General features: G+C 57.0%; 18 protein-coding genes. 7 read left to right on the top strand and 11 right to left on the bottom strand.

The window, feature by feature from the left end; genetic code table 11:
- Nucleotides 1-100 precede the first annotated feature (100 nt).
- The 4 genes from RISK_RS03940 to RISK_RS03920 all read right to left on the bottom strand — a co-directional run bounded on the left by RISK_RS03940 (nucleotide 101) and on the right by RISK_RS03920 (nucleotide 8,891).
- Nucleotides 101-2,179 carry an outer membrane protein assembly factor BamB family protein gene (locus RISK_RS03940; protein WP_047812925.1) on the bottom strand — a complete coding sequence of 693 codons (2,079 nt, stop codon included), beginning with the start codon at nucleotides 2,177-2,179 and terminating at the stop codon, nucleotides 101-103.
- 135 nt (nucleotides 2,180-2,314) lie between these two features.
- A complete protein-coding gene (locus tag RISK_RS03935; RefSeq protein WP_047813043.1) occupies nucleotides 2,315-4,543 on the bottom strand; it encodes an outer membrane protein assembly factor BamB family protein in 2,229 nt (742 codons plus the stop codon).
- Nucleotides 4,544-4,827: 284 nt separating this feature from the next.
- On the bottom strand, nucleotides 4,828-5,268 hold the full coding sequence (locus RISK_RS03930) for a cupin domain-containing protein (RefSeq protein WP_236696000.1): 441 nt from the start codon (nucleotides 5,266-5,268) through the stop codon (nucleotides 4,828-4,830).
- Between the two features lie 1,628 nt (nucleotides 5,269-6,896).
- A complete protein-coding gene (locus tag RISK_RS03920; protein ID WP_047812924.1) occupies nucleotides 6,897-8,891 on the bottom strand; it encodes a transglutaminase-like domain-containing protein in 1,995 nt (664 codons plus the stop codon).
- Nucleotides 8,892-9,257: 366 nt separating this feature from the next.
- On the opposite strand from RISK_RS03920, the gene RISK_RS03915 reads away from it, so the two are divergent.
- The gene (locus tag RISK_RS03915) at nucleotides 9,258-9,968 is read left to right on the top strand and encodes a hypothetical protein (RefSeq protein WP_047812923.1); all 711 of its coding nucleotides are present in this window, start codon (nucleotides 9,258-9,260) and stop codon (nucleotides 9,966-9,968) included.
- A gap of 24 nt (nucleotides 9,969-9,992) precedes the next feature.
- Here RISK_RS03915 and RISK_RS03910 read toward each other — a convergent pair whose 3' ends face one another.
- Together RISK_RS03910 and murQ are read right to left on the bottom strand one after the other, a co-directional pair.
- Nucleotides 9,993-10,961: an N-acetylglucosamine kinase gene (locus tag RISK_RS03910; protein ID WP_047812922.1), complete on the bottom strand. Its 969-nt coding sequence runs from the start codon at nucleotides 10,959-10,961 to the stop codon at nucleotides 9,993-9,995.
- Nucleotides 10,958-11,857 (bottom strand): N-acetylmuramic acid 6-phosphate etherase, encoded by a 900-nt coding sequence (gene murQ / locus RISK_RS03905; RefSeq protein ID WP_047813040.1) that lies wholly within the window; start codon nucleotides 11,855-11,857, stop codon nucleotides 10,958-10,960. Before murQ ends, RISK_RS03910 begins: the two co-directional genes overlap by 4 nt.
- A gap of 135 nt (nucleotides 11,858-11,992) precedes the next feature.
- Between murQ and RISK_RS03900 the strand changes: the two genes are divergently transcribed.
- The 3 genes from RISK_RS03900 (at nucleotide 11,993) to RISK_RS03890 (ending at nucleotide 15,186) form a co-directional block, all read left to right on the top strand.
- On the top strand, nucleotides 11,993-13,516 hold the full coding sequence (locus tag RISK_RS03900) for a sodium:solute symporter (protein ID WP_047812921.1): 1,524 nt from the start codon (nucleotides 11,993-11,995) through the stop codon (nucleotides 13,514-13,516).
- Between the two features lie 95 nt (nucleotides 13,517-13,611).
- Nucleotides 13,612-14,817 (top strand): exo-beta-N-acetylmuramidase NamZ family protein, encoded by a 1,206-nt coding sequence (locus tag RISK_RS03895; RefSeq protein ID WP_047813039.1) that lies wholly within the window; start codon nucleotides 13,612-13,614, stop codon nucleotides 14,815-14,817.
- 120 nt (nucleotides 14,818-14,937) lie between these two features.
- Nucleotides 14,938-15,186 carry a hypothetical protein gene (locus RISK_RS03890; protein ID WP_047812920.1) on the top strand — a complete coding sequence of 83 codons (249 nt, stop codon included), beginning with the start codon at nucleotides 14,938-14,940 and terminating at the stop codon, nucleotides 15,184-15,186.
- Between the two features lie 7 nt (nucleotides 15,187-15,193).
- Here the strand turns inward: RISK_RS03890 and RISK_RS03885 are convergent, their stop codons facing one another.
- The 3 genes from RISK_RS03885 to RISK_RS03875 all read right to left on the bottom strand — a co-directional run bounded on the left by RISK_RS03885 (nucleotide 15,194) and on the right by RISK_RS03875 (nucleotide 18,304).
- Entirely contained in the window at nucleotides 15,194-16,297 is a 1,104-nt protein-coding gene (locus tag RISK_RS03885; protein ID WP_047812919.1) for a Gfo/Idh/MocA family protein, read from the bottom strand.
- The gene (locus RISK_RS03880; RefSeq protein WP_047812918.1) at nucleotides 16,294-17,199 is read right to left on the bottom strand and encodes a phytanoyl-CoA dioxygenase family protein; all 906 of its coding nucleotides are present in this window, start codon (nucleotides 17,197-17,199) and stop codon (nucleotides 16,294-16,296) included. The genes RISK_RS03885 and RISK_RS03880 overlap by 4 nt, the downstream gene beginning before the upstream one ends.
- A 298-nt stretch (nucleotides 17,200-17,497) precedes the next feature.
- Complete coding sequence (locus RISK_RS03875) at nucleotides 17,498-18,304, bottom strand: sensor histidine kinase (RefSeq protein WP_047812917.1); 807 nt, start codon at nucleotides 18,302-18,304, stop codon at nucleotides 17,498-17,500.
- 187 nt (nucleotides 18,305-18,491) lie between these two features.
- On the opposite strand from RISK_RS03875, the gene RISK_RS03870 reads away from it, so the two are divergent.
- Nucleotides 18,492-18,761: a hypothetical protein gene (locus RISK_RS03870; RefSeq protein WP_047813038.1), complete on the top strand. Its 270-nt coding sequence runs from the start codon at nucleotides 18,492-18,494 to the stop codon at nucleotides 18,759-18,761.
- Nucleotides 18,762-18,946: 185 nt separating this feature from the next.
- Nucleotides 18,947-20,002 (top strand): NAD-dependent epimerase/dehydratase family protein, encoded by a 1,056-nt coding sequence (locus RISK_RS03865; RefSeq protein ID WP_047812916.1) that lies wholly within the window; start codon nucleotides 18,947-18,949, stop codon nucleotides 20,000-20,002.
- A gap of 330 nt (nucleotides 20,003-20,332) precedes the next feature.
- Here RISK_RS03865 and RISK_RS03860 read toward each other — a convergent pair whose 3' ends face one another.
- Entirely contained in the window at nucleotides 20,333-21,772 is a 1,440-nt protein-coding gene (locus tag RISK_RS03860; protein WP_390173913.1) for a sulfatase family protein, read from the bottom strand.
- 677 nt (nucleotides 21,773-22,449) lie between these two features.
- Here RISK_RS03860 and RISK_RS03855 point away from each other — a divergent pair.
- The gene (locus RISK_RS03855) at nucleotides 22,450-23,622 is read left to right on the top strand and encodes a ThuA domain-containing protein (protein WP_047812915.1); all 1,173 of its coding nucleotides are present in this window, start codon (nucleotides 22,450-22,452) and stop codon (nucleotides 23,620-23,622) included.
- A gap of 114 nt (nucleotides 23,623-23,736) precedes the next feature.
- On the opposite strand, the gene RISK_RS03850 is transcribed toward RISK_RS03855, so the two are convergent.
- On the bottom strand, nucleotides 23,737-26,484 hold the full coding sequence (locus RISK_RS03850) for a TolC family protein (protein WP_047812914.1): 2,748 nt from the start codon (nucleotides 26,482-26,484) through the stop codon (nucleotides 23,737-23,739).
- Nucleotides 26,485-26,593: the final 109 nt, after the last annotated feature.

Below are 26,593 nucleotides of genomic sequence, written 5' to 3'. Positions count from 1 at the left end.
GATCGGCGAAAACCGAGGTTGGCACGGTGTCGAGGAATCGGCATGCCGCTCACGGTTTGTCATGGCGACGTCGCAGGTTGGCCTCAACAGCGACAGACGCTCAGCGAGGTTTGCCAATCGCGAACAATTTGTCCTTGGTGCTGATGAAAATGGTTTCATCCGCCGCGACGGCCGTGCTGTAAACGCTGGTTCCCATGTTGATCTCTTCGATGGGTTCGTTGTTTTCAGCGCCGAACTCAAAAACGCACACGTCGCCATCTTCATCCCCGATGTAGACCTTGTCATCGGCGATCAAGGGACTGCCCCAGCTTTGGGCAAACATGTCGTAAGTGAAGTGGACGATCGACGTGCCGTCTTCGTTGCCCTTGGCGTCCAAGCAATGGACCAACCCAGAGAAGTCAGCGATGTAGAGCACATCGTCTTTGATCGCGACGGTACCGCAACTGCGGTGCATTTCTTCCTCGAAGTCGATTTCGCCGTCTTCGTTTTGGTCGGCCAGCGAGTAGTGCCAGACAACCGCCGAGTTTGGATTGTCGACAGCAGCCTCGCCCTTCTCAGGTTCGACGGCTTGGATCCGTTTGTGGTCAATCGGTTCGCGGCTGTCACCTTCCATCTTCACTGCCAGTTGAGGCGAGACGTCGCCGCGTTTGGTTGGGTCGATGCACCACAGGTGTCCTTCGCCTTCGCCGTGTTCAGGGTCTTGGCCGACCGCGATGTAAACCCATCCGTCGTAGGCGACTGGGGTGGCGATCAGATTGTTGCGAGTGCCTTCGCCACCAAGGATCCATTTGGATTCCTTGGGGTTGCAGTCGAATTTCCAAAGCAATTCGCCGGCACCGTCTTTTCCACCGTCTGCTTTGAAGCTGTAGAGCCAACCGTCTCCACCGCAGAACAGGACTTGTGGCACACCACCGAGAACTTCGACCGATGGTGACGACCATTGACCGTGAAGAATGTTGTTACCAGGGGACTGGTCGGTCCACAGGACTTCGCCCGTGTTCTTGTTCATGCAAATGAAGCTGGGAGCTTCGGGAGCGGGCAAGTTGATGTGGGATTCGTCGAGACCATTGCTGGTGTTCACGAACAACAGGTCGCCGTAGCTGGTGACGCTGCAGGAGCACATGTTGTGCTGGCTGACACCGAGTTCATCCATCATGTTGAAGACCCAGATCACATCGGCATCTTGTTTGTCTTCGACTGACAGAGTCTTGAAGATCGAGATGCGAGGCCCGAGTTGTTTGAATGCCAGGGTGCGTTCCACGCCACCGAACTTGCCTGTGGCGGTCCAGGATTTGTTTTCGGCGAGTGTTTTGATCTCGATCTTGCCTTCGGGAGCACTTCCAGCCTCGGTCAAAACCTTGGTCAAAGCGTCCGTGAGCTGACCTTGGTTGAGTGATGAAAGTGAGTCTTCGAATTCGCTGCCTTCGCCGCCATTGGGAAGGTCACCGACACGAGCGACTTCGTTTTGGACTTGGCCGTCGTCTTCACCATCGTGGAAACCTTGGGTGTCCAGGCAACGGACTTCGCCACGGCTGGTGACGAACCAAAGGCGTTCGCCTTCGACCAATGGGGCACAGCAAATGCCTTGCAAAGGCCAATCGTGGACGCGACCGGTGATCAGCTTTTCGCTGCTGTGTTGCCACAGAAAGCTTCCGTCTTCTTGGTCGAATGCGAGCAAGCAGCCAAGGTCAACGTTGCTGGGATAGCGTTCCAGGTATCCGTTGCCGTTGTTGGTGCCGACGTAGACTTGGCCACCAGCGACCACGGGGTTGCCGTACGTTTGGCTGCCGAGGCTGGAGAACCAGCGAACGTTTTCTGCTTTGGATCCATCCCATTCGCCCGTGCGACGGTCAAATTTGCCGATGTTCCAGGATTCGGGCAAGTTCTTTGCGTTGGGAACATTGTTACGAACCCGGGTCCCGCCCCACTGGGGCCATTCTTTGCCGGATTCCATCACTTGGGCGGGAGCCATGAATTCCTTCATGTCCGGCGCGGATCCAGAGTCGGATTTCGATGAGTCCACGTCGGTCACGACCGACTCATTGGCGGCAGCTGCCGCCAATGTGACGGAGCTCAATGGGATGGGAGGCTGGCAACCACTCAAGAGAACGGTTGTCAGTGTGCCCAGCATCGCTGAGCCGATCATCAAGCACCAAGCAGAAAATTCAGAGCGAGCCATGATTGTTTTTGGGAGGGAGGGATCGTTGGGTTTTGGAAGCGGATCGCGGGGGAGTGGAGGACCGCGATCTCGCTGCAAGGTTTTCAGAGGGGGTTCATGGAGGGAACGGCGGAGGAGTCTGCCGCCCCACCTGCATCACTCGTTGGGAGTGACTTCCAAGTTGTCGATGTAAAGCTCCGCGACTTTCGCGTTGCCGTACAAACCAGGGCTGGCCGAAAGGACAGGGATTTTGTCTTCAGCAGTCACGGTCCAGTCAGCGGGCTCTTCTTCGCCGCGAGGCCAAATCTTGCCCTTCAACACGGCAATCGCATCGTCGCCGCTGCCTTCGATCTGGGCTCGGAACTTCATCCGGTACCACTTGTCTTCTTCCCAAGGGAAGTCAACGGTTTGTGCCATTCGCAATTGCGGTGACCAGGATCGGATTTGCAACTGTTGGCTGTTGCCCATCAAATCCAACACGTAACCGTGAGCGGTCAAGCCAATGTCGGGAAGTTGGTCATTGGCTCGGCTGCCACGAACATCAGCGGCGATGGTGTAGTTCTTCAGTTCACTGGATCCCATCCAAGCACGGCTGCGTGCTCCCTTGGGAATTGTGCTGATCTTGACCAAGGCGGGCGAGCCATCGACGGGACGGATCACGTGTCGATAACGAGCACCCACCCAGGAAAGCGGTGGGTCATTCAGGTCATCGAAGTTGAACGCCCAGGGCAGTTCCGGCACGATCCGAACGCGAGTGGATCCGGAAACACTTCCGACCTTGGCGACGATCGTGGCCGCCGTGTGAGCGACGTCCGCGTTGGCGGTGAAGACGTTGCCGTCGACGGAGCCAGGTCCTTCAACGCTGAACGCGACCTCTGAAAGGTCTGGATCCGCCAAACGTTGTCCCAGTCGATTGAACAGTCGAACCGACAGTTCCATGGTTTGTCCGGGATACAGCAAGCCTTCCGCGGGAGTGATCAGCAATTGGGCGGGTTCTGGGTTTTCCTCGAGGGCTGTTTCGCCGAGCAATTGCTCTGCCAACACGAGCGGTTTCTGCTTGGATTCCGGTGAGCCAACGCAGTACAGCGCCGAAGCACCTTGGAAATACAACTTTCCATTGGCCAAGATTGGCGAGGAGTGAAAGGCTTCGTTGCGAATGCGTCCCTTGTTGAGGAATTCGACGCCATCCTCGGTCATTTCCAAGATTGCCCAACGCCCGTTTTCCGTCAGGACATAGAGTTTCTCATCGGCAACCAAAAGCGACGGCCATTGTTTGCGGTCTCCGATCGCGATTCGCTCGGCGATCAAGTCACCCGTTTCGGTATCGATGATCCAGAGTTTGCAGCGGTCATCGACCACATACAAACGGTTGTCGACGACGACGGGAGCACTGCGGCCGACGACCAGACCTTCCATCTTCCAGACTTCTTTGCCGTAGGTTTCGTCACCGGTTCCGCCGACTTCGACGGAAGCGACCGCGCCCATCGAGCTGCCGGACATGTTTTCTTCGCTGTGGCTGGCATAAACCCGATTGCCATCGACCAACGGGGTTGCGAACAGACCGCGGCGGGAAAGGTCGTGGTGCCAAAGCGGTTTGCCGGTCCGAGGTTGAATGCCCCAGACGGCTCCGTCGCCGGTTCCCAGGATCAATTGCCGTTGGCCTTCGATCGTGGTCAGCGTGGGAGCGGAGTAAGTGGTGTCGTTGGGCAAGTCCTTGGTGCCGCTGAACCAGACGACTTCGCCGGTCAGTTTGTCCATCCCGATCAGGCGGTGGTTCGGTTTGGCGGCTTCGCCCCAGTTGATGATGATGCCGCTGATGATCACGAGGTCTTCGTGAATCACAGGGAAGTTGGTTCGTCCGCCGTAGGTCGACAGCATTCCAAATTGTTCGTGAAGTGGTTTGCTCCAAACGGTTTGGCCTGTTTCGCCATTGATGCAGAGGAACAAATCGCAGACGCCGAGGGCATAAACATTGCCACTTTCCGGATCCGCGACCACGCTGCTCCATCCCACCCGGGTGTCAGGCACGTCCGACATCCAAACGTTGAAGCGGTTTTCCCAAATGGTTTCGCCGGTTTCGGCGTCCAAACAGACGACTTTTTCGCCTTCAGTGTCCGTTCCCGGATTGGAACGCATCATGGAGTAGAGTCGGCCGTTCATCGCAACGGGCGTGCTGCGGGTGCCGATGTCGTCGCGTTTCCAAATCAGATTGCTGCCTTCGCCACCTTCGGAGTCCCAGTCTTCGACCAAGTTCTCCGCTTCGGCGGTCCCATTGAAATTGGGGCCACGCCAATAGGTCCAGTCAGCTGTTTGTCCGTTTTCTTGGGAGTGGGCAATGGAGGAGCCCAAGGTCAGGCCAACACAACCCATCAGGCACAGCAACATCACGACCACACGAGGCGGGCGATCAAAGTGTTGTGAGGTCCTCAGGAAGCGTGGCGAAGTGACTGAGCGGCGCAACGTCGCAAACATCAAGGATTCCGGGGGGCGGGGATGGGGCAGGGAAGGAGAGGAACGACAGGATAGTCCCAATCGTGTGGATTAAAATGATTTTAGCGTGTCGGTACCCGTCGCGTGCAATCCCCTCCGATGCTCAAAAGTGTAAAAGTCGTTTGAACGGCAATTCGCGACTGTTTTCGGCAGCCATTGAAAGGCGAAAGCCGTGGGGCCTACGGGACAGTCGAGTTTTTGGCTGACTTCACGGCAGGATCACCGAAGTGTTCGTCCGCAGAGTCGAATTCAGGGGTGCACACGATCAAGACCTCCATTTTCCCCACCGCACGGTGTTTGACCTGGGGAGGAATGAGAATGGACATCAGGGGACGGACGGGATGAAGTTCGCCATCGAGTTCGATGGCCGCATCGGCGTCGCAGTTCAAGATCACGTAGATCTCGGTGTGATCGCGGTGGAAGTGTGTTTGGGCGTCCAGACTGATTTGGGTCAGATGCAACGTGCCTGGGAAATGGGGCGAGTCCGCGAAGGCGCGTCGGGCCAGCCCACAGGGGCACTCCACCGGTTCGATTCGTGTTAAATCCACGAGTTCGGGCTGGGAGGGTCCCGGGGTGGCCCGTTGGTTTGCCGGATTCGCGTGCATTCGCTGGGGTTTCATAACGGCGCGTTCCACGGCGAAAGCCACTCGATCTGAGCCGCTGTTCCCGCCATGAGGGGGTGATTCTGTCAGTCTGAATCGATTAAACGCATCGTACCAAGGGATTGTTCAGGACGACCCATCCCAGCCGAATAATCGCGTTGAAATTCCGCAAGCCGCAAACGTTAACAAGCTGACGAAAAAGGCTCAAACCACTGCATTGAAGCCTAGGTGTCGCCGATACGTTTGTTGTCCGACCGCTTGAGTCGGGTTTGAAATGCTCCCGGCATCTCAGGCTCGATCTAGCTCAAGTGACTCGGGTGACCCAGAGATGCAGACAGCGGATGTCAGCATCTGGCAGATGTTTCTTCATCCAACGATTGAACTCATTTCACCATCGCCAGGAAGTCTGGCACGAATCGATAACGGATTTCAGAACTGAACGAAGTCAGCGGGCCAGGTGCTCGCACCTCGCTCGGTTTGTGTTCTGAAGTCTTTCCTCGGGGCTTGATCGTCGGCGACTTCGTCCGACGACCGTGTCCCCCGGACACAGATTCAATGGTGAGGTTGCAAAATCGCATGTGACGGATCACTGCCGACAACTTCCCGCAACAATCTCGAGAGGGAGAATAATCTCCGATGAAGCGGACAATTTTAACATTGACGATGGTCGTGGCGAGTTCGGTTTGTACACAAGGCTTCGGCTTTGACCTGCTGGACCGAATGCTCGGCATGAAAGGCTGCGGAAGCTCAACAGCTTGCTGTGAAGCTCCTGCTTGTGAGCCTACTTGTGGTTTGGAAGCACCTTGCGGCGGTTGCGACAGCGACTGCGGATGTGCTCCTGTTTGCGAACCTGATTGTGGTTGCGAAGCCCCTTGTGGCGGTTGTGACTCCGGTTGTGGTTTGCTGAAGGGCAAACTGTTCGGCGGCTGCAACAGCTGTGCAGAACCAACTTGCGGTTGTGAAGTCGCTGATTGTGGCTGTGCACCTGCTTGTGAAGTCGCTTGCGAACCAGCTTGTGGTTGCGAAGTCGCTTCTTGCGAACCTTCGTGCTGCGACAGCGGATGCAGCATTGGCAAGGGCGGCTTGCTGAGCAAGTTGTTCAGCGGCAAAGGCTGCAACAGCTGCTGCGAAGCTCCTTGTGAAGTCGCTTGCGAACCAGCTTGCGGTTGCGAAATCGCTTCTTGCGAACCTACCTGCTGCGACAGCGGATGTGACAGCGGTTGCTGCAGCATCGGCAAAGGCGGCCTGCTGAAGAAACTCTTCGGCAACCTCGGTTGCAAGAGCAGCAGCTGCTGTGACATGGGCTGCGACGCAGCTCCTTGTGACACCGGATGCGGATGTGGATCGACCTACGCCGCTCCTACTGCCGCACCAGTCGCTGCTCCTCACGCCGCTCCAATGCCACCTGCACCGATCGTTGATCCAAGTGCAAGCATTTCCCGTAATCGTCGCGTCATTCAGGCCAGTGCCAGCTACGTTCGCTGAGTGAACTTGTTCACTTGATGAAAGTAGACCACTGCGTCAAACAGACGTGACCTCAAAAACGCCTCGGCGAAGGGTAACCTTCTCCGGGGCGTTTTTTTATGCGCAAGCCACTGCTCTGGCACTCACCTGCTCTGGCACCCAATGACTCCCGCACCCACCGCTCAGGCACCGCGAATGACCGCGTAGATGCTGATCTGCATTCGCGAGAGTTTGTCGATGAATTCCTCGATCAGCTCAATCGGATCGATGTCTTTCATGTCGGTGGTCTCAATTGCCAAGCAATCCGGTTGGGTTTCGGTGCCAGCGACGGGGTCCAACGAGATCCATTGGTCGTCGACTTTCGCCACGACCCAGGCGTGATAGACAAAGCGGTTGCCTTCGGGAAGGCGAGCCCGTGTTTGGAATGGCAACGCCACATCACGGGTGGGGGCAACGTGGTCAGCGGATTGGTAACGGATTCCCAAGGCCATTCGGGATGGAATCCCGGCGGATCGCAACAGTGCCATCAGCAGAATGGACTGCTCGGTGCTGTCAGCTGTCGATGAGTCCGCAATTTGGCTGGCCGCACGCATCCCTTGCGAGAGCGCTTGGAACGACAGCAAGGAGTGAACGGTGCGGTTCATCTCCATCGCTCGTTCCGCCAACGTGAAGTCGGGGCTGTTGGCAGTTGCGTTGGCAATGCGGCGAACCGTGGCGGAGCGATAGTCCACCAACGAAGTCGCGGCCAAGTCAGCGGGGGTGCTCTCGCCTCCGAACTGGTCAAAGCGGTCGCGAAGCTTGGAAGGTGGAACGGGGGTCCGGGAAACGATCAGCTTTTGCTGTGCTTGGTCACCACTGCGTCGTAGGTACTGACGGGGAGCCAGAGCGATCTGATTGTCTTGGTTGTCCGCGGATGGTTCGGATTCTGGTTCGTTTGCCTCCCCAGGTGGATCCGATGCCACGGACTCGGGCGCGGGCGGTGTGGCCCAGATGATTTCGTAGCCGACCTGCTGGAGGTCACCTGCCAACAAACTCGCTTCGGTCTCAAGCGGTTTGCCCTGCACTTGCAAGGCAATCGGATAGTCTTGGTTGAGGAACTCTTGCCCCAGCAGCTTGTATTGCGAGGCATTGCAGCCGTACGAAAATCGTTGTTCGTTGGCGACGTGGTAGAGCTGCACCTGGCCTTGGTCGTCAAACCAATAAACGCTTTCGCGTTGTCGTTGGGGCCCCAGTGACAACAGGCAAGATGCTTCCTGCAGCACGACTTCTTGGAATCCCTGCGGTGTCAGGACGGAAGGCGAAGCGAGCGAGTTGTGTTGCAGTCGAAGGGTTGCCACTTCCCCCAGGATTGGAAGCAAAACATTGGCTTCGCGAATTTCACCCTCTTGCAAAGGTTTTCGGCGCAGCGTCTGGTAGACGTGCAGCGGGCCGCCCAGTGGTGAATGGATCGGCAGCGTCTTCTTCTTGGTCGCGACCAAGCGGTTGTCAACGAACTGGACTTCGTTGGCGGTGATCTCGATCGTGCGATGTGATTCGATCGGTCCACGTCGAAATGTGCAGTCCACTTTCTTCAGGTCGCCATTGGCATCGTGCCAGAACGTTTGTTGGTTCGACTCCAGGATTTGCAGCATGCCGCGATAGGTCAGCCCTTGTTCTTCCAGTTCGACCTTGATCTCGTTGTCCGCGGTGCGAGTGGACTTGGCATGAATGCCGCCCAAGATGGTCGAACGGAGGCTGTGAATTTGCCACGACTCCCACTCGTCGGCGAGTCGGTTTTCGGTTGTTCCGGCGGAGGCGTGCGAACCGGGTTTGCCCGAAACGGTTTCGGTCGTGTTGGAGGGCGTCTGGTTGGGAGTGAGGATCTCTGGCATGCCGGATTGCCGCATCGCATCGGCGGCGGACGAGGGCCGCGCTGTGTTGCGTGCCTGAGAGGCAAACGAAGGCGTTGTTTCCGCGTGCCAAGGAGCAGGCTTTTCAAACGTCTGGATGTCGTACCGATCGGGTAAGTCACAGCCGCTGGGGAGCAACGCTGCCGTCAGGCATGCCAGCGTGAGCACTTTCGCAACTCGGTTTTTCGCAGCGTTTGAATCGCTGGGAAGAATCGATGAAAACCCTGGGCAGGGCAAAGTACGAATGAAACGGGACAAAGCCCGTCGGGATGCTGTTCGATCCATCATGAACCAGCCGCTCGAAAGCGTCTTCAGAGAAGCGTTTTTGAAAAAGGCGGCGCGCGGCCCCCGCTAACGTCTCAATGTCGACTCCCAGGCGTGCGTGTCAACCTCTTTCGCAAGGATCCGGGCGAACCAGGGCCCCGCTTGGGGTGAGTTGGGAGAAACGATTGTTCGGGTTATGACGGTGGAAACGCTTGGGAGGCCGTCTCACGGGCCATTCAGCGAGTTTTGAGCGGTTCTGGGACAGTTGCGGGGTCTTGGCCGTGACGTGACCTAGCTTTGTGTGTTCACCAGTCGCAGCGGTGAACCGGCTCAGGCAATCTTTTCCACCCTGGTGTCGTCATCACACACGCGTCGAAAATTACCAATCAAATGGGCTTTCTCAAACGCATCCTTCGTCCGACGGCACAGGACGACGCGATTCCAACATCCGCACCTGGCAGCTTCGAACGTCTCTCGGACGAAGAACTGCAGGTTCACATGGGGATCAAAACCTATGGGATGTTCGAATTGACCGACGCCATCCGACCTTCCTACGACGTCCAGATTTCCCCCAGTCAGGGATTTCGGTACGACAAGTACGTGGACGAATCCAACGGATCCACCACGCCGGTCATCATGGCCGCCGCATCCAAACCTGTTTTGATGGATGTGTTCTTGGATCTGATCGATCAACTGGGAACCGTGGTCGATGTGGTGTTGGAAACCAGCCATCACAGTTCTTCGCAACACGAAGACCTGTACCGTGAGCACATCGATGTTCCCGTGCTGAAAAGCATCTTGATGGAATTCGAAGACGTGTTGCTCAACGATGGCTGCACTGGAATCGCGATCATCAACACGGCCAAGCAACAGGAAGTCCAACTGGACGAACACAAACTGTTGATCGCCTACGGAACGCCACTGGATGGATTCCGCCAGGCGTTGATCAATTCGGATGTTTATCCGGATGACTCGATCAAGTTCATCACCGAGGCTGAACACGTGCACAGCAGCAGTGAACGCTTGTACGACAAGTTCCAGCAGTTCAAAACACGCCTGGGCGTCGAAGACGAACACGAGCCCGAATGCGGTGCCTGGTGATCGTTGAGACTCGCTGATTCAGTTTCAGTGAGTTGTGGTCGATCCCATTGCAATCACCAGCGTGCCTGCCACTGATTCAGGAATCGCACGGTAGGTGGTTTCGATTCCAGTTCGTGCCAGCTTGTCACGGACGCTTTGTGTGAACGCTGGTTGATGAATCAGCACGCTGCCGGTGCCTGCCAATGAGCAGGGGTGGTCGGACATGCCAAGGCGAGCGACCAGCGTGTTCACCATCTCGGCAAGATCCGTGGACGCTTGATCAAGGATCTGTTGGGCGACCGAATCTCCGGAGCCTGCGACCTCAAAAACGAGTGGAGCAAGCGAGGCGATTTGCACTCGATTGTTCGAGTCGGTGTAGAGGATTGGAATCAATTCACTGGCCGTTGTGATCCCGTGGTGTTCCAGCAATCGCTGGTGCAGTTGGGTGGTGGGACCGCGCCCATCGTCGGCGCGAACGACAGCACGCAGAGCAGCAAGAGAAATCTGGTAGCCACTGCCTTCATCACCCAACAAGCTTCCCCAACCGCCACATCTCGCTGTCTCACCTTCGGTGTTTCGGCCCAGTGCCAGCGACCCGGTGCCCGAGATGAGCGCGATGCCAACCCCGTCTTCCGCCGCGGCGTACAGCACTGGCAATGCGTCATCGACCACGGTCAATGACTTCGTCAATTGGCATTGATCCGCCCACGATCGAATGCGTTGTTGTTCGCTGTTTCGACCGGCACCGGCCAGCGCCAAGCAAGCCCGGTCCACCATGACGCGGGGAATTTCTGCATCGGCGAAGGCATTCTCGACGGCTCGATCCAGATTGCCCAACGCGGTTTCAAAGCCGACGCTACGGACATTGGAAGAACCCGCGCGTCCGCGGCCAAACGTTTCAATCGCGTTGGGAATCGCAGTGTGATGATGGGGGAAGTCACACCGCGCGAGCCACGCGACGGTTTTGGTGCCGCCACCGTCGATTCCCAGCACCAGTCCAGTGGACGCGTTCATTCGGGGGGAGTCACGAACAAGCGACTCAGGTGCCCACCCACGTCAGCCAACTGTTGTCGCGCCGTTTGTGGGGAGACCTCACGCATGTGAACGACGATGGCTGTTTTCACTTCGCCCTCGCACTGGTGCAGCAATTGATCGGCTTGGTCGGTTGGGATCCCCACGATCTCGGAAAGCATTTGCCGCGATCTTGCGACCAGTTTTTCGTTGGTTGCGCGGACGTCGACCATGCGGTTGCCGTATGTCTTTCCGATCCGAATCATGGCCCCGGTGGTCAACATGTTCAGCACCATCTTGGTGGCGGTTCCCGCTTTCAAGCGGGTGGAACCGCTGACCACTTCAGGTCCCACGACCGGTGCGATCATGATTTGGGAGAGCGGTCGCAATTGGCAGTTTGGATTGCAACTCAGTCCGACAGTGACAGCTCCGACCGATCGGGCGTGTTGCAACCCGCCGATGACGTAGGGGGTTCGTCCGCTGGTGGCGATCCCCACCAACACATCGTTGTCGGACAGGTTGATGGCAGCCAAATCACGCTTCGCAAATTCCGGATGGTCCTCAGCCCCTTCGATTGCTCGGGTCAGCGCCTCGGGGCCGCCCGCGATCACGCCCACGACCATCTCGGGTGGGGTGCGGAAGGTCGGCGGGCATTCGCTGGCGTCGAGCACACCCAAGCGACCTGACGTGCCGGCACCCAGATAAACCAATCGCCCGTTGGAGCGGAATTTGTCCGCGATCACATCCACCGCCTCCGCGATTCTTTCGGCCTGCGTGTTCACCGCGGCCGCAATCAAAGCGTCTTGTTGATTGATCAGTTGAACGATTTGCAACGCTGACAACGAATCGATCTGGGCAGAGGCCGGGTTGCTGGCTTCCGTGGTCAATTGGTTCAGCATGGTGGATGGTTTCGCATGAGTGATTTCCCTGACCGCAACAAAACTGATCGCATCAAAATACAGTAAGGTAACCGCACTGATCAGGCGAGGCGGATTCAAAGCACAAAATCGACTACAGCACACGAGACTCGACACTTGGCTATCAGCTCCTTTGACCTTGCGGTTCTGGTCATCTACATGCTCGCGATGGTTGGCTTTGGTCTGTGGGTCGGACGGGACCAGAAGGACTTGGCCGGATACTTGCTGGGTGGACGCGACATGCCCTGGTGGTCGATCTTGGGGTCGATCGTCGCCACGGAAACCAGCACCGCGACTTTTTTGAGTGTGCCTGGGATCGCCTTTGCGGTCGACGGTGACATGCGGTTTCTGCAGTTGGGGATGGGGTTGGTGATTGGCCGCTTGATTGTGGCGGTCGTGTTGGTGCCCCTGTTTCGCCGCGGTGAAATCTATTCGGCCTATGAGATTCTGGCCACGCGGTTTGGCGACTCCAGCAAACGGTTCGCATCGTTGTTGTTTTTGGTCACCCGGAATCTGGGCGACGGTTTGCGGCTGTTCTTGGCCGGCATTGCGTTGGAGAAGGTTCTCAGCGTTGACCTTGTCAGCTGCATTGTGATCTTGGGGGGCTTCACGATCGTCTACACGTTCTTTGGTGGGATCAAAGCTGTGATCTGGAGCGACTGCATCCAGTTGGTGGTTTATATGGTGGGTGGGGTGCTGTCGTTGCAGATCCTGGTCAACTACTTCCCGGGTGGTTGGCAACAACTCGTTGAGTTCGGCCAGGAGACCGGGCGTTTCCAGGTCTTTGACTTTCGTTGGCGATCGACCGACAACTTCAGTGTCCTGACGGAGCCCTTCACGTTTTGGTCGGGAGTCATCGGAGGAGCCGTGTTGACGCTGGGGACACACGGGACCGATCAAATGATCGTTCAGCGTTATCTGGCCGCGCGGAGCACGTTGGATGCACAGCGTGCGGTGGTCGCCAGCGGCGTGGTGGTGCTGATCCAATTCGCTTTGTTCTTGTTGCTGGGGGTCGCTTTGGCAGGCTTCTATTCGCAAATTCATCCGCGAGCGTTCGAGCACAACGATGAAGTGTTCGCAGCGTTCATCGTGGACTACCTGCCTGTTGGCTTGGTCGGCATCACGTTGGCGGCGGTGTTTGCGGCAGCCATGTCCACGTTGTCCAGTTCCTTGAATTCCTCGGCGTCTGCGGCGGTCTCGGATTTCTATCAGCCTTGGTTGCTTGCTCGCCGCAACCGATCGGAGAACAAGGTCGCTGACGAGAAGAGTTCCGATGACGAAGTGTCTGGCAACCTTCTCGGCGTCAGTCGCAAGCTGACCGTTGCCTTTGGATTGATCCAGATCGCGATTGGGATCGGTGCGAGCTACCTTTCGAGCAGTGTCATCAGCGATGCTCTGGCCATTGCTGGCTTCACGGCTGGGATCTTGTTGGGCGTTTTCCTGCTTGGGATTCTGACCACTTCCGCTCACCAACGTGGTGCATTGGTCGGGATGATGACCGGCATGGCAGTGCTCACCGCGATCAAATTTGCAACGCTGGTTGCGTGGCCTTGGTTGGCGATCATCGGCTCCGTCACCACCTTTGTTTCAGGGTATGTCGCCAGTCGCTTGATTCCTGCGGGGCCGCAAACGGGCCAATGAAACATGTCCGCGACACAGCCAAGGTGATCGTTCGGTCGTGGGGCGGGTTATGATTGACATTGCTTCCCGAAAATCACGCTCACTCTCAAGCGATCATGCCTCACCAGTTCTTTGCCGTTTGTCTGCTCACAATCACGCTTTGTTTCGCTCACACAAACGCCGTCACCGCTCAAGTGCTGGCCGGGATCGATGTCTTGCAGCAAGATGATTTTGCGGCCTTGGCGGGACGCAAGGTGGGCCTGATCACGAACCACACAGGCACGAACCTCGCAGGCGTCTCGACGGTTCAGTTGCTGCACGATTCGAAGGACGTGAATCTGGTGGCCTTGTTCAGTCCTGAACATGGATTTGTGGGCCAATTGGATCAAGCCAACATCGACGACCAGCGGGATTCGTTGACCGGATTGAAAGTCCACAGTCTGTATGGCAAGACTCGTGTTCCGACGGCGGAGATGCTGGAAGGCATCGACACGCTGGTTTTTGATATTCAAGACATTGGCGTTCGCTTCTACACCTACATCTCGACGATGGGTGGTGCGATGAAAGCGGCGGCCGAAAACGATGTTCGGTTTGTTGTTTTGGATCGGCCCAATCCGATCAACGGGACGGAGGTGCAAGGCCCAGTCACCGATGCGGGCAGCGAATCCTTCATCGCTTACCATCGCATTCCCGTCCGGCATGGGATGACGATTGGTGAGCTGGCCAAGATGTTCCAAGCGGAATGGGAACTCGACCTGGATTTGCAAGTCATTCCGATGGAGGGCTGGGAAGGCCGTCCGGGGTTCGATCAAACCGGACGCGTGTGGATCAATCCATCACCGAATATGCGAAGTCTCAATGCGGCCTACCTGTATCCGGCGATTGGGTTGTGGGAGACGACCAATTTGTCCGTGGGCCGTGGTACGGACACACCTTTCGAACACTTCGGTGCTCCCTGGATCGATGCGTTGGAATTGGCTCGTGAACTGAACGCACAGGGATTGAGCGGGGTGAGCTTCGTTCCAATCGAGTTCACTCCGGACGCCAGCAAATTCGCCAATGAAAAGTGTGGCGGAGTGAACGTGATCCTGACTGAGCGGGCTGAGTTTGATCCGTTGCGAACGGCGCTGACCATTGCCGTGACATTGCAGGGACTTGCCCCCGATGACTGGAATACGAAGTCTCTCAACCGTCTGTTGGTCAGCCAGAAAACAGCGGAAGGAATCCTTGGCGGTCAATCGGTGGAGCAGTTGCAGGCGGCCTACCAAGAAGAGCTGTCGGAATTCGAAGCACGTCGGGAAAAGTATTTGATGTATCGTTGATGCTGCTGGGCAATCGGTTGTCGTGGTGGACGAGGTGACGAGTCCTCGTGCAAGGGACTCGTCGCTTCGTCCACTACCCATTTGTCGTTCGCTGCTCACCTCTCGTCTGAAACAGCCAACATGTCTTCCGAACCTCTCTCCGCAAACGCGACGTCATCGAATGAGTCAAAGTCCGCGTCCAGTTTGCTCACGCGATTGTTGACCCCGCGAAACTTGGCGGTGTTCTTCTTTGTTGTTTTGCCGCTCTGGCTGATCTTTCTGGTTGTCGCTTGGTGGTTCGCTCGCCAGAACGCGGCGGCTCAGGAATTGGCTGACCGCAAAAATGATTTGCTTGCCAGCGGTTTGCCAATTGATGTGAGTTCGTGGTGAATGAATTCTACAACGTTGTTGGGAGCTCGATCGCACGGTGGGTTTTCGCTGATTCGTAACATGCGTCGACCAAAGCCATTGTACGAAGGTTGTCGCGACCGCTTAGGTTGGGTTCGATGCCGGTTTCCAAAGCGACCAGCAGTTCTGCCATCGGTCCGGCGAACGCGTCGGGGAACCAGACTTGGTCCCAGCGTGGTTGTTCCCATCGGCCGATGTCGGTCGTGGTCCAGTCGATTGTGCTGGGGCTGCGAAGCGGGTACTTGGGCCAACCGATGGTTCCGCGAGCCATCCCCTTGGTGCCCTCGACTCGCCAAGTGATCCCCAAGTCTTCGGCCGCGCCTTCGCGAGCCGGTCCTGCCCACACGTCGTCGCAAATTTGACAACGCAAACCGTTGGCGTATTCCAGGATGTACAGTCCGATGCCGTCCACGTGCGAGAACGTCGTTCGCGGGTCGGTCCGGAAGCTGGCGAAGACACGAATAGGATCTCCAAACCAGTACCGCATGGCGTCCAAGTGGTGGATCGACATGATCCGGCAGGTCATCCACCCCTGCCGTTGTTGCCAAGGCATCCAGTGCGGGATCGCTCGCATGTCAATGGTCGCTAAAACAGGCTCGCCGAGTTGGCCTTGAGCCAGCAGCGTCTTGCACGCCCGAACCGACTGGTCGTAGCGCATGTTTTGATTGACACAAAGCGTGATACCAGCGTCGCGGCAGAGATCGACGATTTGCTTGGCTTTGGCAAGACAACCCGCGATGGGTTTTTGAACCAAGATGCCACGGATGTGCGGGTGCCGCACCGCTTCCCGAATGATCTCGAGTTGAACGTCCGGTGGGACCGCGATGTCGATGACCGGGATTGAACTGTCGGCCAAAAGTTCGCTGGGATTGTCAAAGACCTTGCTGATTCCATGCCGCTCTGCCACCGAGGCGGCTTGTTCTCTTCGCCGCGAAGCGATTGCAGCGGGCTGAAATCCCGCGGCTCGGTACGCCACCAACTGGCAATCATCCATGATGAACCCAGCACCGATGCACCCGATCGGCACCTCGCGATCTTTCGGCATAACGGGATCGATGCCCAAGTCGGCCGCGTTGCTCTCACGCTGCGTCAATTCTCAGCGTCCTTTGAATTCGCGTTCAATGCGGTTGCGCTGGCATCTCGATTGGGATCCAGCCATGCCATCGATGCACTTTGTTCATCGCCTTGGCCAGAACCATTCGTTCCAGATCCGGCGGTGCCAACGGCGTCAAATCGCTGCGCTCCAATCTCGCGTACCGCGGAGTCAGGCAACCGATTCAGTGGCGTGTAGCGTGGGTGATGCGATTCCTTGTAAGGATCATTGGACTTCGCGTTGTAGCAACAGATCATGGACCAACGAGGATTCTCGCTGTGATTTTGATCGCTGCGGTGCAACAGGTTGGAATGGAAGAAGAGCACATCACCCGGACTCATTTCAACGTGCAGGAGCTCGAACCGTTTCAAAATCTCGGTCACGCGTTCCGGGTCCGCCCCGGCTTGCTGACCGGTCAATTGATGATGAATGCGTCCACACGCATGGGAGCCGCGGATGACTTGCAAGCACCCGTTTTCTTTGGTTGCCGGATCAACGGCGATGAAACAACTGACTAGATTCGGCGTCAAAACGCCGTTGCCGTACCAGTAGCCGTAATCTTGATGCCAGGCCCACGCGCCACCGACGCGCGCGTCCTTCATGATCATCTTGGAGTGATAGTGATAGGGTTCGTCACGCAACAGTTGCCCAGCCCTTTCCACGATTCGATCGCACCTTGCAAACGCACCATAGACACCGTCACCGGGATGGTTCCAAAGAGACAATCGCACGGTGCCGCCTTCACCATCGTCGCGACCAAACGCGTGGTCGTCCAAACGCTTGTCTTCTTTGGCGGAGCGTCGCAGCAGTTCGATCTCATCGGGATCGAACAAAGACGAAGCCAACAAGAATCCTTGGCGGTCGTAGTCGGCAAGCTGGGCTTCACTGAGTGGACGGGGCATTTTCGCAGGGCGGGTTCGCGGGAACGAATGACAACACGTCATTGTATGCGATCCCAGACACCGACAAACGCCGAGTCACCCCACACTCAGACGCCAAAAAGGTGTCAGGTACCTTTTTGGTAGAACAGGTAGTTTGCCGGTTCTGCGGGCTCTGTGAAGGAAGCGATTCAAAGGCGATTCGGCAAAGAAAATGTTGCCTGAACCCTTCAGCTGACGACACCGGCATCGAGCCAAAACCCCCATTCCCCCAAAAAGGTACCTGACACCTTTTTGGCAGGTGGGCGATGGCGTACGCGCTTCAAGCCGCGGCTCGTTGTGCCGCGCTGATTGGCAGGCGGATGATGAAGGCGGTGCCGCGACCGACGGAGCTTTCGACTCGCACACGTCCTTTGTGCTCGTCGATGATTTCTTTGCAGGCGGCCAATCCCAACCCTGTGCCGCCCTTTCCTGTTTCATCAGGACCGGCTTTGGTGGAGAAGTACGGGTCAAAGATCTTTGGCAGAACGTCCTCAGGGATGCCCTTGCCAGAATCGCGAACCGTCAGTTCAACGTAGCCGTTTCCATCCGCTCCGGTGTCGCAGGAGGCGACACGAATCCAGAGCGTGCCGCATTCGCCGATGGCTTGTCGTGAATTGGTCAGCAGGTTGAGCAGCAAGCGTTGGATTTGGTTTCCGCTGGCGTGAACCGTCGCGGTTTCGGGCAAGTCCGTTTCGATGCTGATTCGATACTTTTGCATTTCACGTTGCATCAGCACCAAGGTTTCCCGAACCAATCCGCTCAAGTCGACTGGGCCCATCGCGTCGCTGCGGTTGCGGGCTTGGGCCAAGATCGTGTTGGTGATTTGAGCGGCACGCTCGGAGGCTTCCAGGATTTTCGTCAGTGCTTTGTCGCGGCTGGCTTTGTCTTCGTTCCGCAGTCCCAGTTTGGCGTAGTTGATGACGGTCATCAGCACGTTGTTGAATTCGTGCGTGGCGGTGCCGGTCAGTTCGCCGAGGGTCGCCAGATTCTGCAGTCGTTTCACCTGTTCCCGCAGCACCGTCAGCTCATTGGCTTGGGATTCGGAGGCGGCGTGAGTCGATTGGGCGGAAGAAGCTTGGTGCGACATAGCTGAGTTTGGAATCCGGGCGGGAAGGGATTGGCTGTTTGATCTATCGGAACAACCCACACGGTTGATAAATCCCTGCTATCCGGCCCGCAAACCTTACCCTCCACGGCTTGCTTGCCCCGGTGACTTGTTCGCCCTCAATCACGCAGGCGAAAAGCCCGTCTCCAGCGAGTCCAAAGGCTTCGATATGAATCGGTTTGACGAGGAAAACGTGCTGGATCGTCTGAAACGGATGACCCGCATCGCCCGCCAAAATGGATTTGAAATTCGCGGCGAACCATTGGAGGGGGCTGGCAGCACCTGGTGCGAAATTCGCGGCAAACGCGTGCTGTTTTTGGATTTGACACAAACCGCTGCTGAGCAAGCCCTGGCGATCGCGGAAATTTTGGAGATGACCCGAATGATCCGCCCCAACACCCCGGCCGAGGCTCCCGTGGCCGTGAAACAGGCTGCCTGAAGCGTCCGAAAGACTCTGGCGAATACGCTCCGCGGGCGTTCAAGCGGCCCTCACTGAAATGGGCAACCAGCCGTCGATGTCGTTTCATTGAAAATAAAACGTGGCGGTTTTGGTGTTTCGATTGCGAATTACAATCAGACGCAGTTTTCTTTTGGAAGTTGGTTTTTAGGTAGGTTTGACGTGCTATGCGTGTGATTGTGACAGGTTCCAGTGGGCTGATCGGCTCGGCCGCGGTGCGGCATTGGGACGCCCTGGGTGACGAAGTCATCGGCATCGACAACGACATGCGCGCCACCTTTTTCGGCCCGGATGGCAGCACCAAGTGGAACCAGTCGCGACTGGAACAGGAAACCTCGAACTTCCGAACCGTCTCGTTGGACATTCGCGACCGCGAAGGCGTGTTGGACCTGTTCAAGAACGAGCCACCGGATTTGGTGATTCACTGTGCGGCCCAACCATCGCACGACAAAGCCGCCGCGATTCCGTTTCTGGATTTTGAAGTCAACGCCAACGGAACATTGAACCTGCTCGAGGGAACTCGTCAGCATGCACCCGAGGCTGTGTTCTGCCACATGAGCACGAACAAGGTTTACGGCGATGCCCCCAACGAGTTGCCGCTGGACGAATTGGAAACCCGCTGGGAATATGCCCGCGAAGAAGACCACGCTGGCATCTCTGAGTCGTGCCGCATCGACCAAACGATGCACTCGCTGTTTGGCGCGTCCAAGACGGCGGCGGACGTGTTGGCTCAGGAGTACGGCAAGTACTTCGGGTTGAAGACCGGAATCTTCCGAGGCGGATGCTTGACCGGGGCCAGCCACAGCGGCGTCGAGTTGCATGGGTTCTTGAGTTACCTCGTTCACGTGGCCGTGACGGGCAAGCCCTACACGATCTTTGGATACAAAGGCAAACAAGTTCGCGACCAAATCGAATGCAGCGATGTGGTCAAAGCCTTCGAAGCGTTCTCGAAGAACCCGCGTCCAGGCGAGGTTTACAACATCGGTGGCGGACGCGACAACGCGGCCAGCGTGCTGGAATGCATTCAGAAGATCGAAGACATCTCGGGTCACAAAGTGAAGTGGACGCTGGGCGATGACAATCGCAAAGGCGATCACATTTGCTACATCAGCGACCTGAGCAAACTGCGACGTGATTACCCGGACTGGGACATCCGCGTGTCGCTGGACGAGATCCTTCGACAAATGATTGCAAGCGAAGAGTCCAAACTCGCGACCGCATGATTTGCAAACGCAATTGAGTTGGATCCATCAGAAAAGCCGCTCACCGGATGATTCCAGTGGGCGGCTTTTTTTGATTGGTTTTGGGAAACGCGAAGGGTGAGTGAGGGATTCGAGGTCGTGCCTCGCTCACGTGTCGGGGTTCCATTGCGACGGGCTTGGAAGCCCATCGTACGGGGCGGTGAGCAACTATCGTCGCTCCGCGACTGGTGGTGGATGTCGGGGTGATCCAACGACCGCGGGGCGGTGATATTCACCACGTTGACGGGCAAGAGTGCCCATTCTACAGGCGTTGATACGTCGTTAACGACTCAAGCAACTGGCTGTTGCTGCTTAGCGACTGCGACCGGCGTCGAGAAGCTGTTGAAGTTCCTGTTGCATTTGCTTCGCTCGTTGGGGTTCGCTCTGACTCAAATCGTTCTGTTCGGCTGGATCCGATTCAAGGTTGTAAAGAGCGAATTGGGGGACTGATTTTCGTGTCATCGACAGGTCGAAGTTGTAGGACTTCTTTTGGTCGTGGCGAACGAGTTTCCAATCGCCAACGCGATAGCCGTAGTTGCCAACTTTTCCGTTGTCTTGCTGGACCAGATGCTCTCGACCGGAGGCACCGGACTGATTCATCAACGCTCCCAGCACGTTGTGGCTGTCCAGGCAAGCGTCGTTCGGAAGTTCTTGTCCGACCAGGGCGGCGAGACTGGCGGCAAAGTCGATGGTGCAAACCAGTTCGTCGCTGACACCGACGGGAATGGTGCCGGGCATCCGGGTGATGAAAGGCGTTCGCGTTCCGCCTTCGTAAACCGTGTACTTGCCGCCTTGATAGGGACCATTTGGATCATGCTCGCCAAGTTTTTCGTTGGCATCGTCTTTGTAGCCATCGTCCAAAACTGGGCCGTTGTCGCTGCAGAACACGAGCAAGGTTTTTTCGGTCAGTCCGTTTTCTTCGAGCGACTTCATCAGTTCGCCCACGCACCAATCCAGTTCCGCGATGGCATCCCCTCGAGGTCCGAGTGCGGTGCTGCCCTGGAAGCGTTCATTCACGACTCGAGGCACGTGCAGATCGTGTGAGGCAAAGAATAGGAAAAACGGTTCCTCTTTGTGGTCGCTGATCCATCGTTTGGATTCTGCCACCCAGCGATCCGACAAGTCTTCGTCGCGGAACCGAGCGGCGTGGCCTCCGGTGTAGAACCCAATGCGACTGATGCCGTTGTGAATCGTGGAGTTGTGACCGTGCGACCAATCCATCTTCAATGTGTCGCGATGGGTGATTCCTGTGGGGTGGTCTTGGGAGGGTTTCTTGTTGCCAACCCACAGTGGATCGGCCGGATCCAAGTTCTCGACGTTGTGGTTGTTCACGTAGACCTGTGGCACGCGATCGTTGGTGGTGGGAAGCAAGATGCAGTGGTCGAAGCCTATCTCCAAAGGTCCTGGTTTCAGATCCCCATTCCAGTCCGGGCCTTCGTTCTTTTCGCCCAAGCCCAGGTGCCACTTGCCGATGACGGCGGTTTTGTAGCCCGCCTCTTGCAGCACGCTGGCAGTGGTCGTGGTTCCCGCGGGAATCAACGCGGGGCTGTTCGGTGGTGCGATGCCGGTACCGGGGAAACGAAACGCGTAGGAGCCGGTGAGGAACGAATAGCGGGTCGGCGTGCAGGTGGACGCCGAGCAATAGCCGCTGGTGAATTGGCAACCCTCGGATGCCATGCGATCGATGTTGGGAGTTTCCAGACCCTTGGCTCCGTAGCAACCAATGTCGCCATACCCGAGGTCATCGGCCATCACGATCACCACATTGGGGCGATCGTTTGCGATGGCTTGTGAGAACGAAAGACAAGCAAGAGTGCACGAAACAAGAAGAAACGAAGCCAACGAAAATCGCGGGGAAAGGTCGCGGAATCGACAGGATGCTCGCATGGAGTTCGACGTCATGACACTGATCGGTTGGGGGGAGGATCGGGTGGGAATCAGACGCCGCATTGTACTCGCGTCCGCCAGAGCAGGTACCAGTCGTGTGGGCGGAGTCACCACGGGAAGGCAGGAATGAGCGGTGGTCTTGCGGTGCTTTGAGCGTTCCTTGTCCCCATCGAGGCGATCGAAAACTCCGCCCTGCTCTTCCCCACCGTTCTCCGTGTTCTGTTGTACCCATCTCCCGTTTTGCCCAGGCCGGTTCTATCCAGGCCCGGTTTTATCTAGGCCCGGTTCGCAGTTGACGCATTCACCATGGTTCCAAGGGAGCTTCGGTGGTTGCGTCACAAGTCAATGGAATTGCGACATGGGGTCGGATGTGGGGGCGTTTTGAAGAAAGCGGGACAGATCGTCACGCGATCGAGGTGAAGATGGACTAAATTCATAGTCACCTGTTGTTCGTGACGTGTTGGCTTGGGGTTGAAATCGGGCCGCCGCGTGATGGTGAACGACACCTCCCATTCATCCCACCTCGATCACACACTGAATCTATGAAGACTTGGCTCTCTCTGGCTTTGCTGTCACTTGTCACTTTTCCGCTCACCAGTTTGGCGGCGGATTCCGATTCTGCGCCGCTGGTTTACGAAGGCGGGGAAGGGATCGGAAAAGGCAAGCACATCGTGTTCATCGCCAATGATCACGAATACCGGTCCGAACAAGCGTGCCCACTGCTCGCGAAAATTTTGGCCAAGCATCACGGCTTTCGATGCACCGTGTTGTTTGGAATCGACCAGGACGGCGAGATCAAAGCCGGTGATGCAGCCGTTCCCGGGATGGAAGCCCTCAAGGATGCGGACCTGCTGTTTTTCTTCACCCGTTTCATGAAGCTGCCCGACGATCAGGTTGACCTGTTGGTGGATTACTTTGAACGAGGTGGTCCGGTCGTGGGGGCGCGGACGTCGACTCACTGCTTCAACGGCCAAAAGGGCAAGTGGTCGAAGCTCAACTTCAACTACAGCGGTGACGACTACCTCGGCGGTTTGGGTGAGCAGGTCTTTGGCAACACCTGGCATGCGCAACGCGGGCAAAGTCACTATGGCGGCAATCACAGTTCAAGCAGCCGGATCACGGCGTTGGATTCTGCCAAGGAGCACCCCATCATGACCGGAGTCGGCACGATGCATGGTTACAGCGGGGCCTACAAGTCTCAGCCGCCGACGGGAGCGACGCCATTGGTGGAAGTTCAAGTCTTGAACACGTTTGAGCCGAGTGACGATGTCAACACGGACAAGCCCAAGGTGTCGGCCGGTTGGACTCGCGATCACTACGTCGCGCCATCGGGCGACAAGAAAGATGCACGCGTGGCTTACTTCTCGTTCGGCGCGTCGGAAGACTTGCTCGATGAAGACACGCGTCGTTGCTTTGCGAACGCGTGTTTGTGGGCGCTCGGGATGGAAGGCCAGATTGAACCCGAATTGGACATGAGCTTGGTCGGCTCGTTTGTTCCAACGCCGTTCACCACCGGTGCGTTTTACCGCGACAATGTGCGTCCCTCTGAGCTTGCCGATTGGGACAGCGAGATCATGCCGACCGATCACGAGCTGGGCGGCATCAACAATCCCAAGATGGTTCGGAAGATGGGCTCCGCTTTGAAGGCACGTCCGAAACTGCGACGTCAGCTCACTGAAAAGTATCCCGAGCTGTTTGCCGAACCGGTCAAGTGAGCCGATCGGCAAACAGAGTTCGGCCGACAAAGTGAGTTGGTCAATGTCTTTGCAACCGTTGCCGGTTGCAAAGACCACCGGAGCGAGCCGGATGCGACCCCGCAGGACGTTGAATCAGAATCCAAAGATGGGTTCTTTGGGTTGCTCTTTCAATGGCATCCCGCAATCAGGAGTGGGGCACAGGGCGTTGGAGGTTGTGACACCGCAATCGATCAGGCCGCCTTCGGACGTGCCGACCAGACCCAGCAGGAATTCAGGCTCGATGGGGCCTGGATCAATCCACAGTCCGTCGGACGTCAGTTCCATGGTTCCGAGATCCAAGTCGAGACCACGGCGAACGACTTCGAAGTTCACAAAGATGTTCAGCAACGAGTTTTGTGAATCGAGCAAGTCACCCAGTGCCGAGATCGTATCGCGAGCAGCGGTCGGGCCGCTGTTCAAGCCGCGGGCATCTCGGAAGGACCGAATGTCCTCGTTGAGTTCCAATTGGTTGGCTGCGATCCGGACGGATTGGCGTCCCAATTCAAAGTTGATCCGGTTGGCCTGCAGCTGGCGAATGCTGGAACGCAGACCTTGCCACACGCTGTCTTCGAAGTTGTAGTACGACCGTTTGGCTTGCTCGTATTCGATCAAGGCTTGGCGGTAGGTGTTGCGTTCTTGCAAGCGAGTGATTGGGGCGTCCCAACGAAGCCCAAGCCGGAGGCTGGTGTTGTCATTGTTGGGAAGATCGGTCACCGCGGATTGACTGACACCGCCGGAGACGACCAGGTCCAAGTCGCTTTCAAGATCGTCGGCGAAGAATTCAATTCGGCGGAACGTGTCCACCAGGGCGGCCCGAGCATTGGCCCAGTCACGACGGTTCACGCGAGCGATCTGCAGTGCTTCGGCAGGGTTGATTTCGACTTCGGGAAGCAGCAGCGATTCGACTCGCGAGCGGGCTTGAATCAACTGCAACGCCAGGACGTCTTCGCCCAGGTTGGCGAGCAAGTCTTGGCTGGCCAGAATCACTTCATTGCGAACTTGAACCGCGATTTCAACGCTGTTTTCGGATCGTGGTCCGGTTTGCAGGAAGACATCGATTTGTTCATTGAGTTGATCCACCGCCGTTTTGTAGGCGTCCAGACGACTGGCGATTTCATTGAACTGTGATTCCAGTTCTTCGCCGAGTTCGAGCACGGGTTCGAGGTCGAAGATGGATTCGTCAACGGTTTCGATTCCCAGCAGCGAACACACCGTGGCTTGTTCTTCGCGGTACAGTTCCAGCAACGAATCGGTTTGGTTGCGACGCTCCGGAATGAGCTCCGCCAACTGCTTGAGGTCCGCTTCCACGCGGGGCAAATCTTCGGCGATCAAATCACCCGTGAATTTCGACAACGGTTCAACCGAAGATCGAAGTCGTTCGATCAAGCGAATCGTGGTTTCGTCCCACTGGAGTTTGGTTTCCGGCAGTCCGGTCTCTTCGTTGATGGTGGTTTCGCTGGATTCCAGCAATCCGATGTTGATCTCGCCCACTGCCAAGCGGACATCAATCAGTTCTTCACGGCGACTTCGAAGGGTTCGGTCGATCAGTTCGAAGCGTTCCAGCATCGGGTCGTTGATTTCGACACAGATATAAGGTGGCAATCCAAGGTCACGCAGGAAGGAGTCAACCGAGTTTTGGTAGCCAACACGACGCGAAACCAAGGAGCTTTGCGAGCTCAGCAGAGCGGATCGTGCTTGCGCGATTTGCAGTCGCTGGCGAATGATGGCTTCAGGGTCATCGGGAATGGTGGTCAGCAATTCGATCAGCGTGTTGTCGAGAATGACCAGGTTCTCGCCGAGCCGAGCGATGTTCTCTTCCAAGTTGCGGATTTGCAGTTGGTCTTGAAGCAGACCGATGAACCCACCGGCCTGTGGCACGCCGGTTCCTCCACTGCCACCCAGATTGGCAAAGCCTGAATCGAACCCGGTGAAGGCACCGGTGTTGGCGGAGAACGTACCTCCAGAGCGACTGACGCTGCTGTCGTTGTTGCGTCCCGTGACGATTTCCAAGTAGAAACCGCGGCGGAATCGTTCGAAGTTGCGAACGTTGGCAAGCAGCCGACGTTCCGACAAAGTCAACAATTCCATGATGCGGTCGCGTCCCGCACCTCGGAGCAAGGGTTGCAACAAGGTGAAGTCGAGCACGGTGGACGTCGTTGCCGTGTCGGGACCATTCAGGTTCCAGACAATTTCGTTGGCAAAGTTCACCAGCAGATTGGCACCGGTCGCGAACTGTCGACTCAGGGCTGCGTCCCCGCCCACGCTGGTGACGGAATCGGAATCGCGGAAGGCTCCGAAGCGTTGATCATTCTGGCTGAACGAAGCACCGGCACCGGCGAAGTATTGGGTGTCGAATTGAAACCGCTGGCTCGAGACGTCCAGGGCAGACAGATACAACTGCTCCAACTGACGCTGGTAGTCTGGGGAGTGCAGCAGCGCGATCTTGACCGCGTTCTCTGAGTTGAGTTCGAGGATCCCGTCGTCATTGAGCGGAAGGAACTGCCACCAATCCGGACTTTCGGCGGCGTTGGTCAGTCCATTGGCTTCCCACATCGGGTAGCCGCGTCGGCCGTCGACGCACTGCATGTACCGATTCGAGGCTGGGTCATCCAGCGGCATCGGTTGGAAGTCGAGGTCGAATGGGTTGTACATTCGGCTGCGTCGGTCCAGTTCGATCCGCAAGGGCGCGTCGACCGGGCGTGACACGTGCGAGGCTTTCTCGTCCATCAACGCGTAGGCTTCGTTGTCTGCCTGTTTGCGATAGTGAGGGCGGTTGCACCCCATTGCCGCTGGCAAGAGGACGGATCCGGTTAGTATCCAAATGGACAGTGTTTTTCGCATCGTCACGATCGATCGCCTTCCGAGACCTGGATGTTCGACACACGTCGCGCGTTCGATGCGGACGTGTTCACAGGATCATTTCGGACGATCTGGCGGATCGGCTTGACCG

The sequence above is a fragment of the Rhodopirellula islandica genome (assembly GCF_001027925.1).
Taxonomy (GTDB): domain Bacteria; phylum Planctomycetota; class Planctomycetia; order Pirellulales; family Pirellulaceae; genus Rhodopirellula; species Rhodopirellula islandica.
The sequence above is the reverse complement of the archived record's forward strand: the minus strand, read 5'-3'. Positions and strand labels throughout refer to the sequence as shown.

What these genes read in the sequence shown, in the direction of transcription:
- RISK_RS03870 (WP_047813038.1), top strand. Translation starts at nt 18,492, where the DNA reads ATGAATCGGTTTGACGAGGAAAACGTGCTGGATCGTCTGAAACGGATG.
- RISK_RS03890 (WP_047812920.1), top strand. Translation starts at nt 14,938, where the DNA reads ATGTCTTCCGAACCTCTCTCCGCAAACGCGACGTCATCGAATGAGTCA.
- RISK_RS03850 (WP_047812914.1), bottom strand. Translation starts at nt 26,484, where the DNA reads ATGCGAAAAACACTGTCCATTTGGATACTAACCGGATCCGTCCTCTTG.
- murQ (WP_047813040.1), bottom strand. Translation starts at nt 11,857, where the DNA reads ATGCTGAACCAATTGACCACGGAAGCCAGCAACCCGGCCTCTGCCCAG.
- RISK_RS03880 (WP_047812918.1), bottom strand. Translation starts at nt 17,199, where the DNA reads ATGCCCCGTCCACTCAGTGAAGCCCAGCTTGCCGACTACGACCGCCAA.
- RISK_RS03940 (WP_047812925.1), bottom strand. Translation starts at nt 2,179, where the DNA reads ATGGCTCGCTCTGAATTTTCTGCTTGGTGCTTGATGATCGGCTCAGCG.
- RISK_RS03910 (WP_047812922.1), bottom strand. Translation starts at nt 10,961, where the DNA reads ATGAACGCGTCCACTGGACTGGTGCTGGGAATCGACGGTGGCGGCACC.
- RISK_RS03915 (WP_047812923.1), top strand. Translation starts at nt 9,258, where the DNA reads ATGGGCTTTCTCAAACGCATCCTTCGTCCGACGGCACAGGACGACGCG.
- RISK_RS03895 (WP_047813039.1), top strand. Translation starts at nt 13,612, where the DNA reads ATGCCTCACCAGTTCTTTGCCGTTTGTCTGCTCACAATCACGCTTTGT.
- RISK_RS03930 (WP_236696000.1), bottom strand. Translation starts at nt 5,268, where the DNA reads ATGAAACCCCAGCGAATGCACGCGAATCCGGCAAACCAACGGGCCACC.
- RISK_RS03855 (WP_047812915.1), top strand. Translation starts at nt 22,450, where the DNA reads ATGAAGACTTGGCTCTCTCTGGCTTTGCTGTCACTTGTCACTTTTCCG.
- RISK_RS03920 (WP_047812924.1), bottom strand. Translation starts at nt 8,891, where the DNA reads ATGATGGATCGAACAGCATCCCGACGGGCTTTGTCCCGTTTCATTCGT.
- RISK_RS03860 (WP_390173913.1), bottom strand. Translation starts at nt 21,772, where the DNA reads ATGGCCGATGACCTCGGGTATGGCGACATTGGTTGCTACGGAGCCAAG.
- RISK_RS03875 (WP_047812917.1), bottom strand. Translation starts at nt 18,304, where the DNA reads ATGTCGCACCAAGCTTCTTCCGCCCAATCGACTCACGCCGCCTCCGAA.
- RISK_RS03865 (WP_047812916.1), top strand. Translation starts at nt 18,947, where the DNA reads ATGCGTGTGATTGTGACAGGTTCCAGTGGGCTGATCGGCTCGGCCGCG.
- RISK_RS03935 (WP_047813043.1), bottom strand. Translation starts at nt 4,543, where the DNA reads ATGTTGCTGTGCCTGATGGGTTGTGTTGGCCTGACCTTGGGCTCCTCC.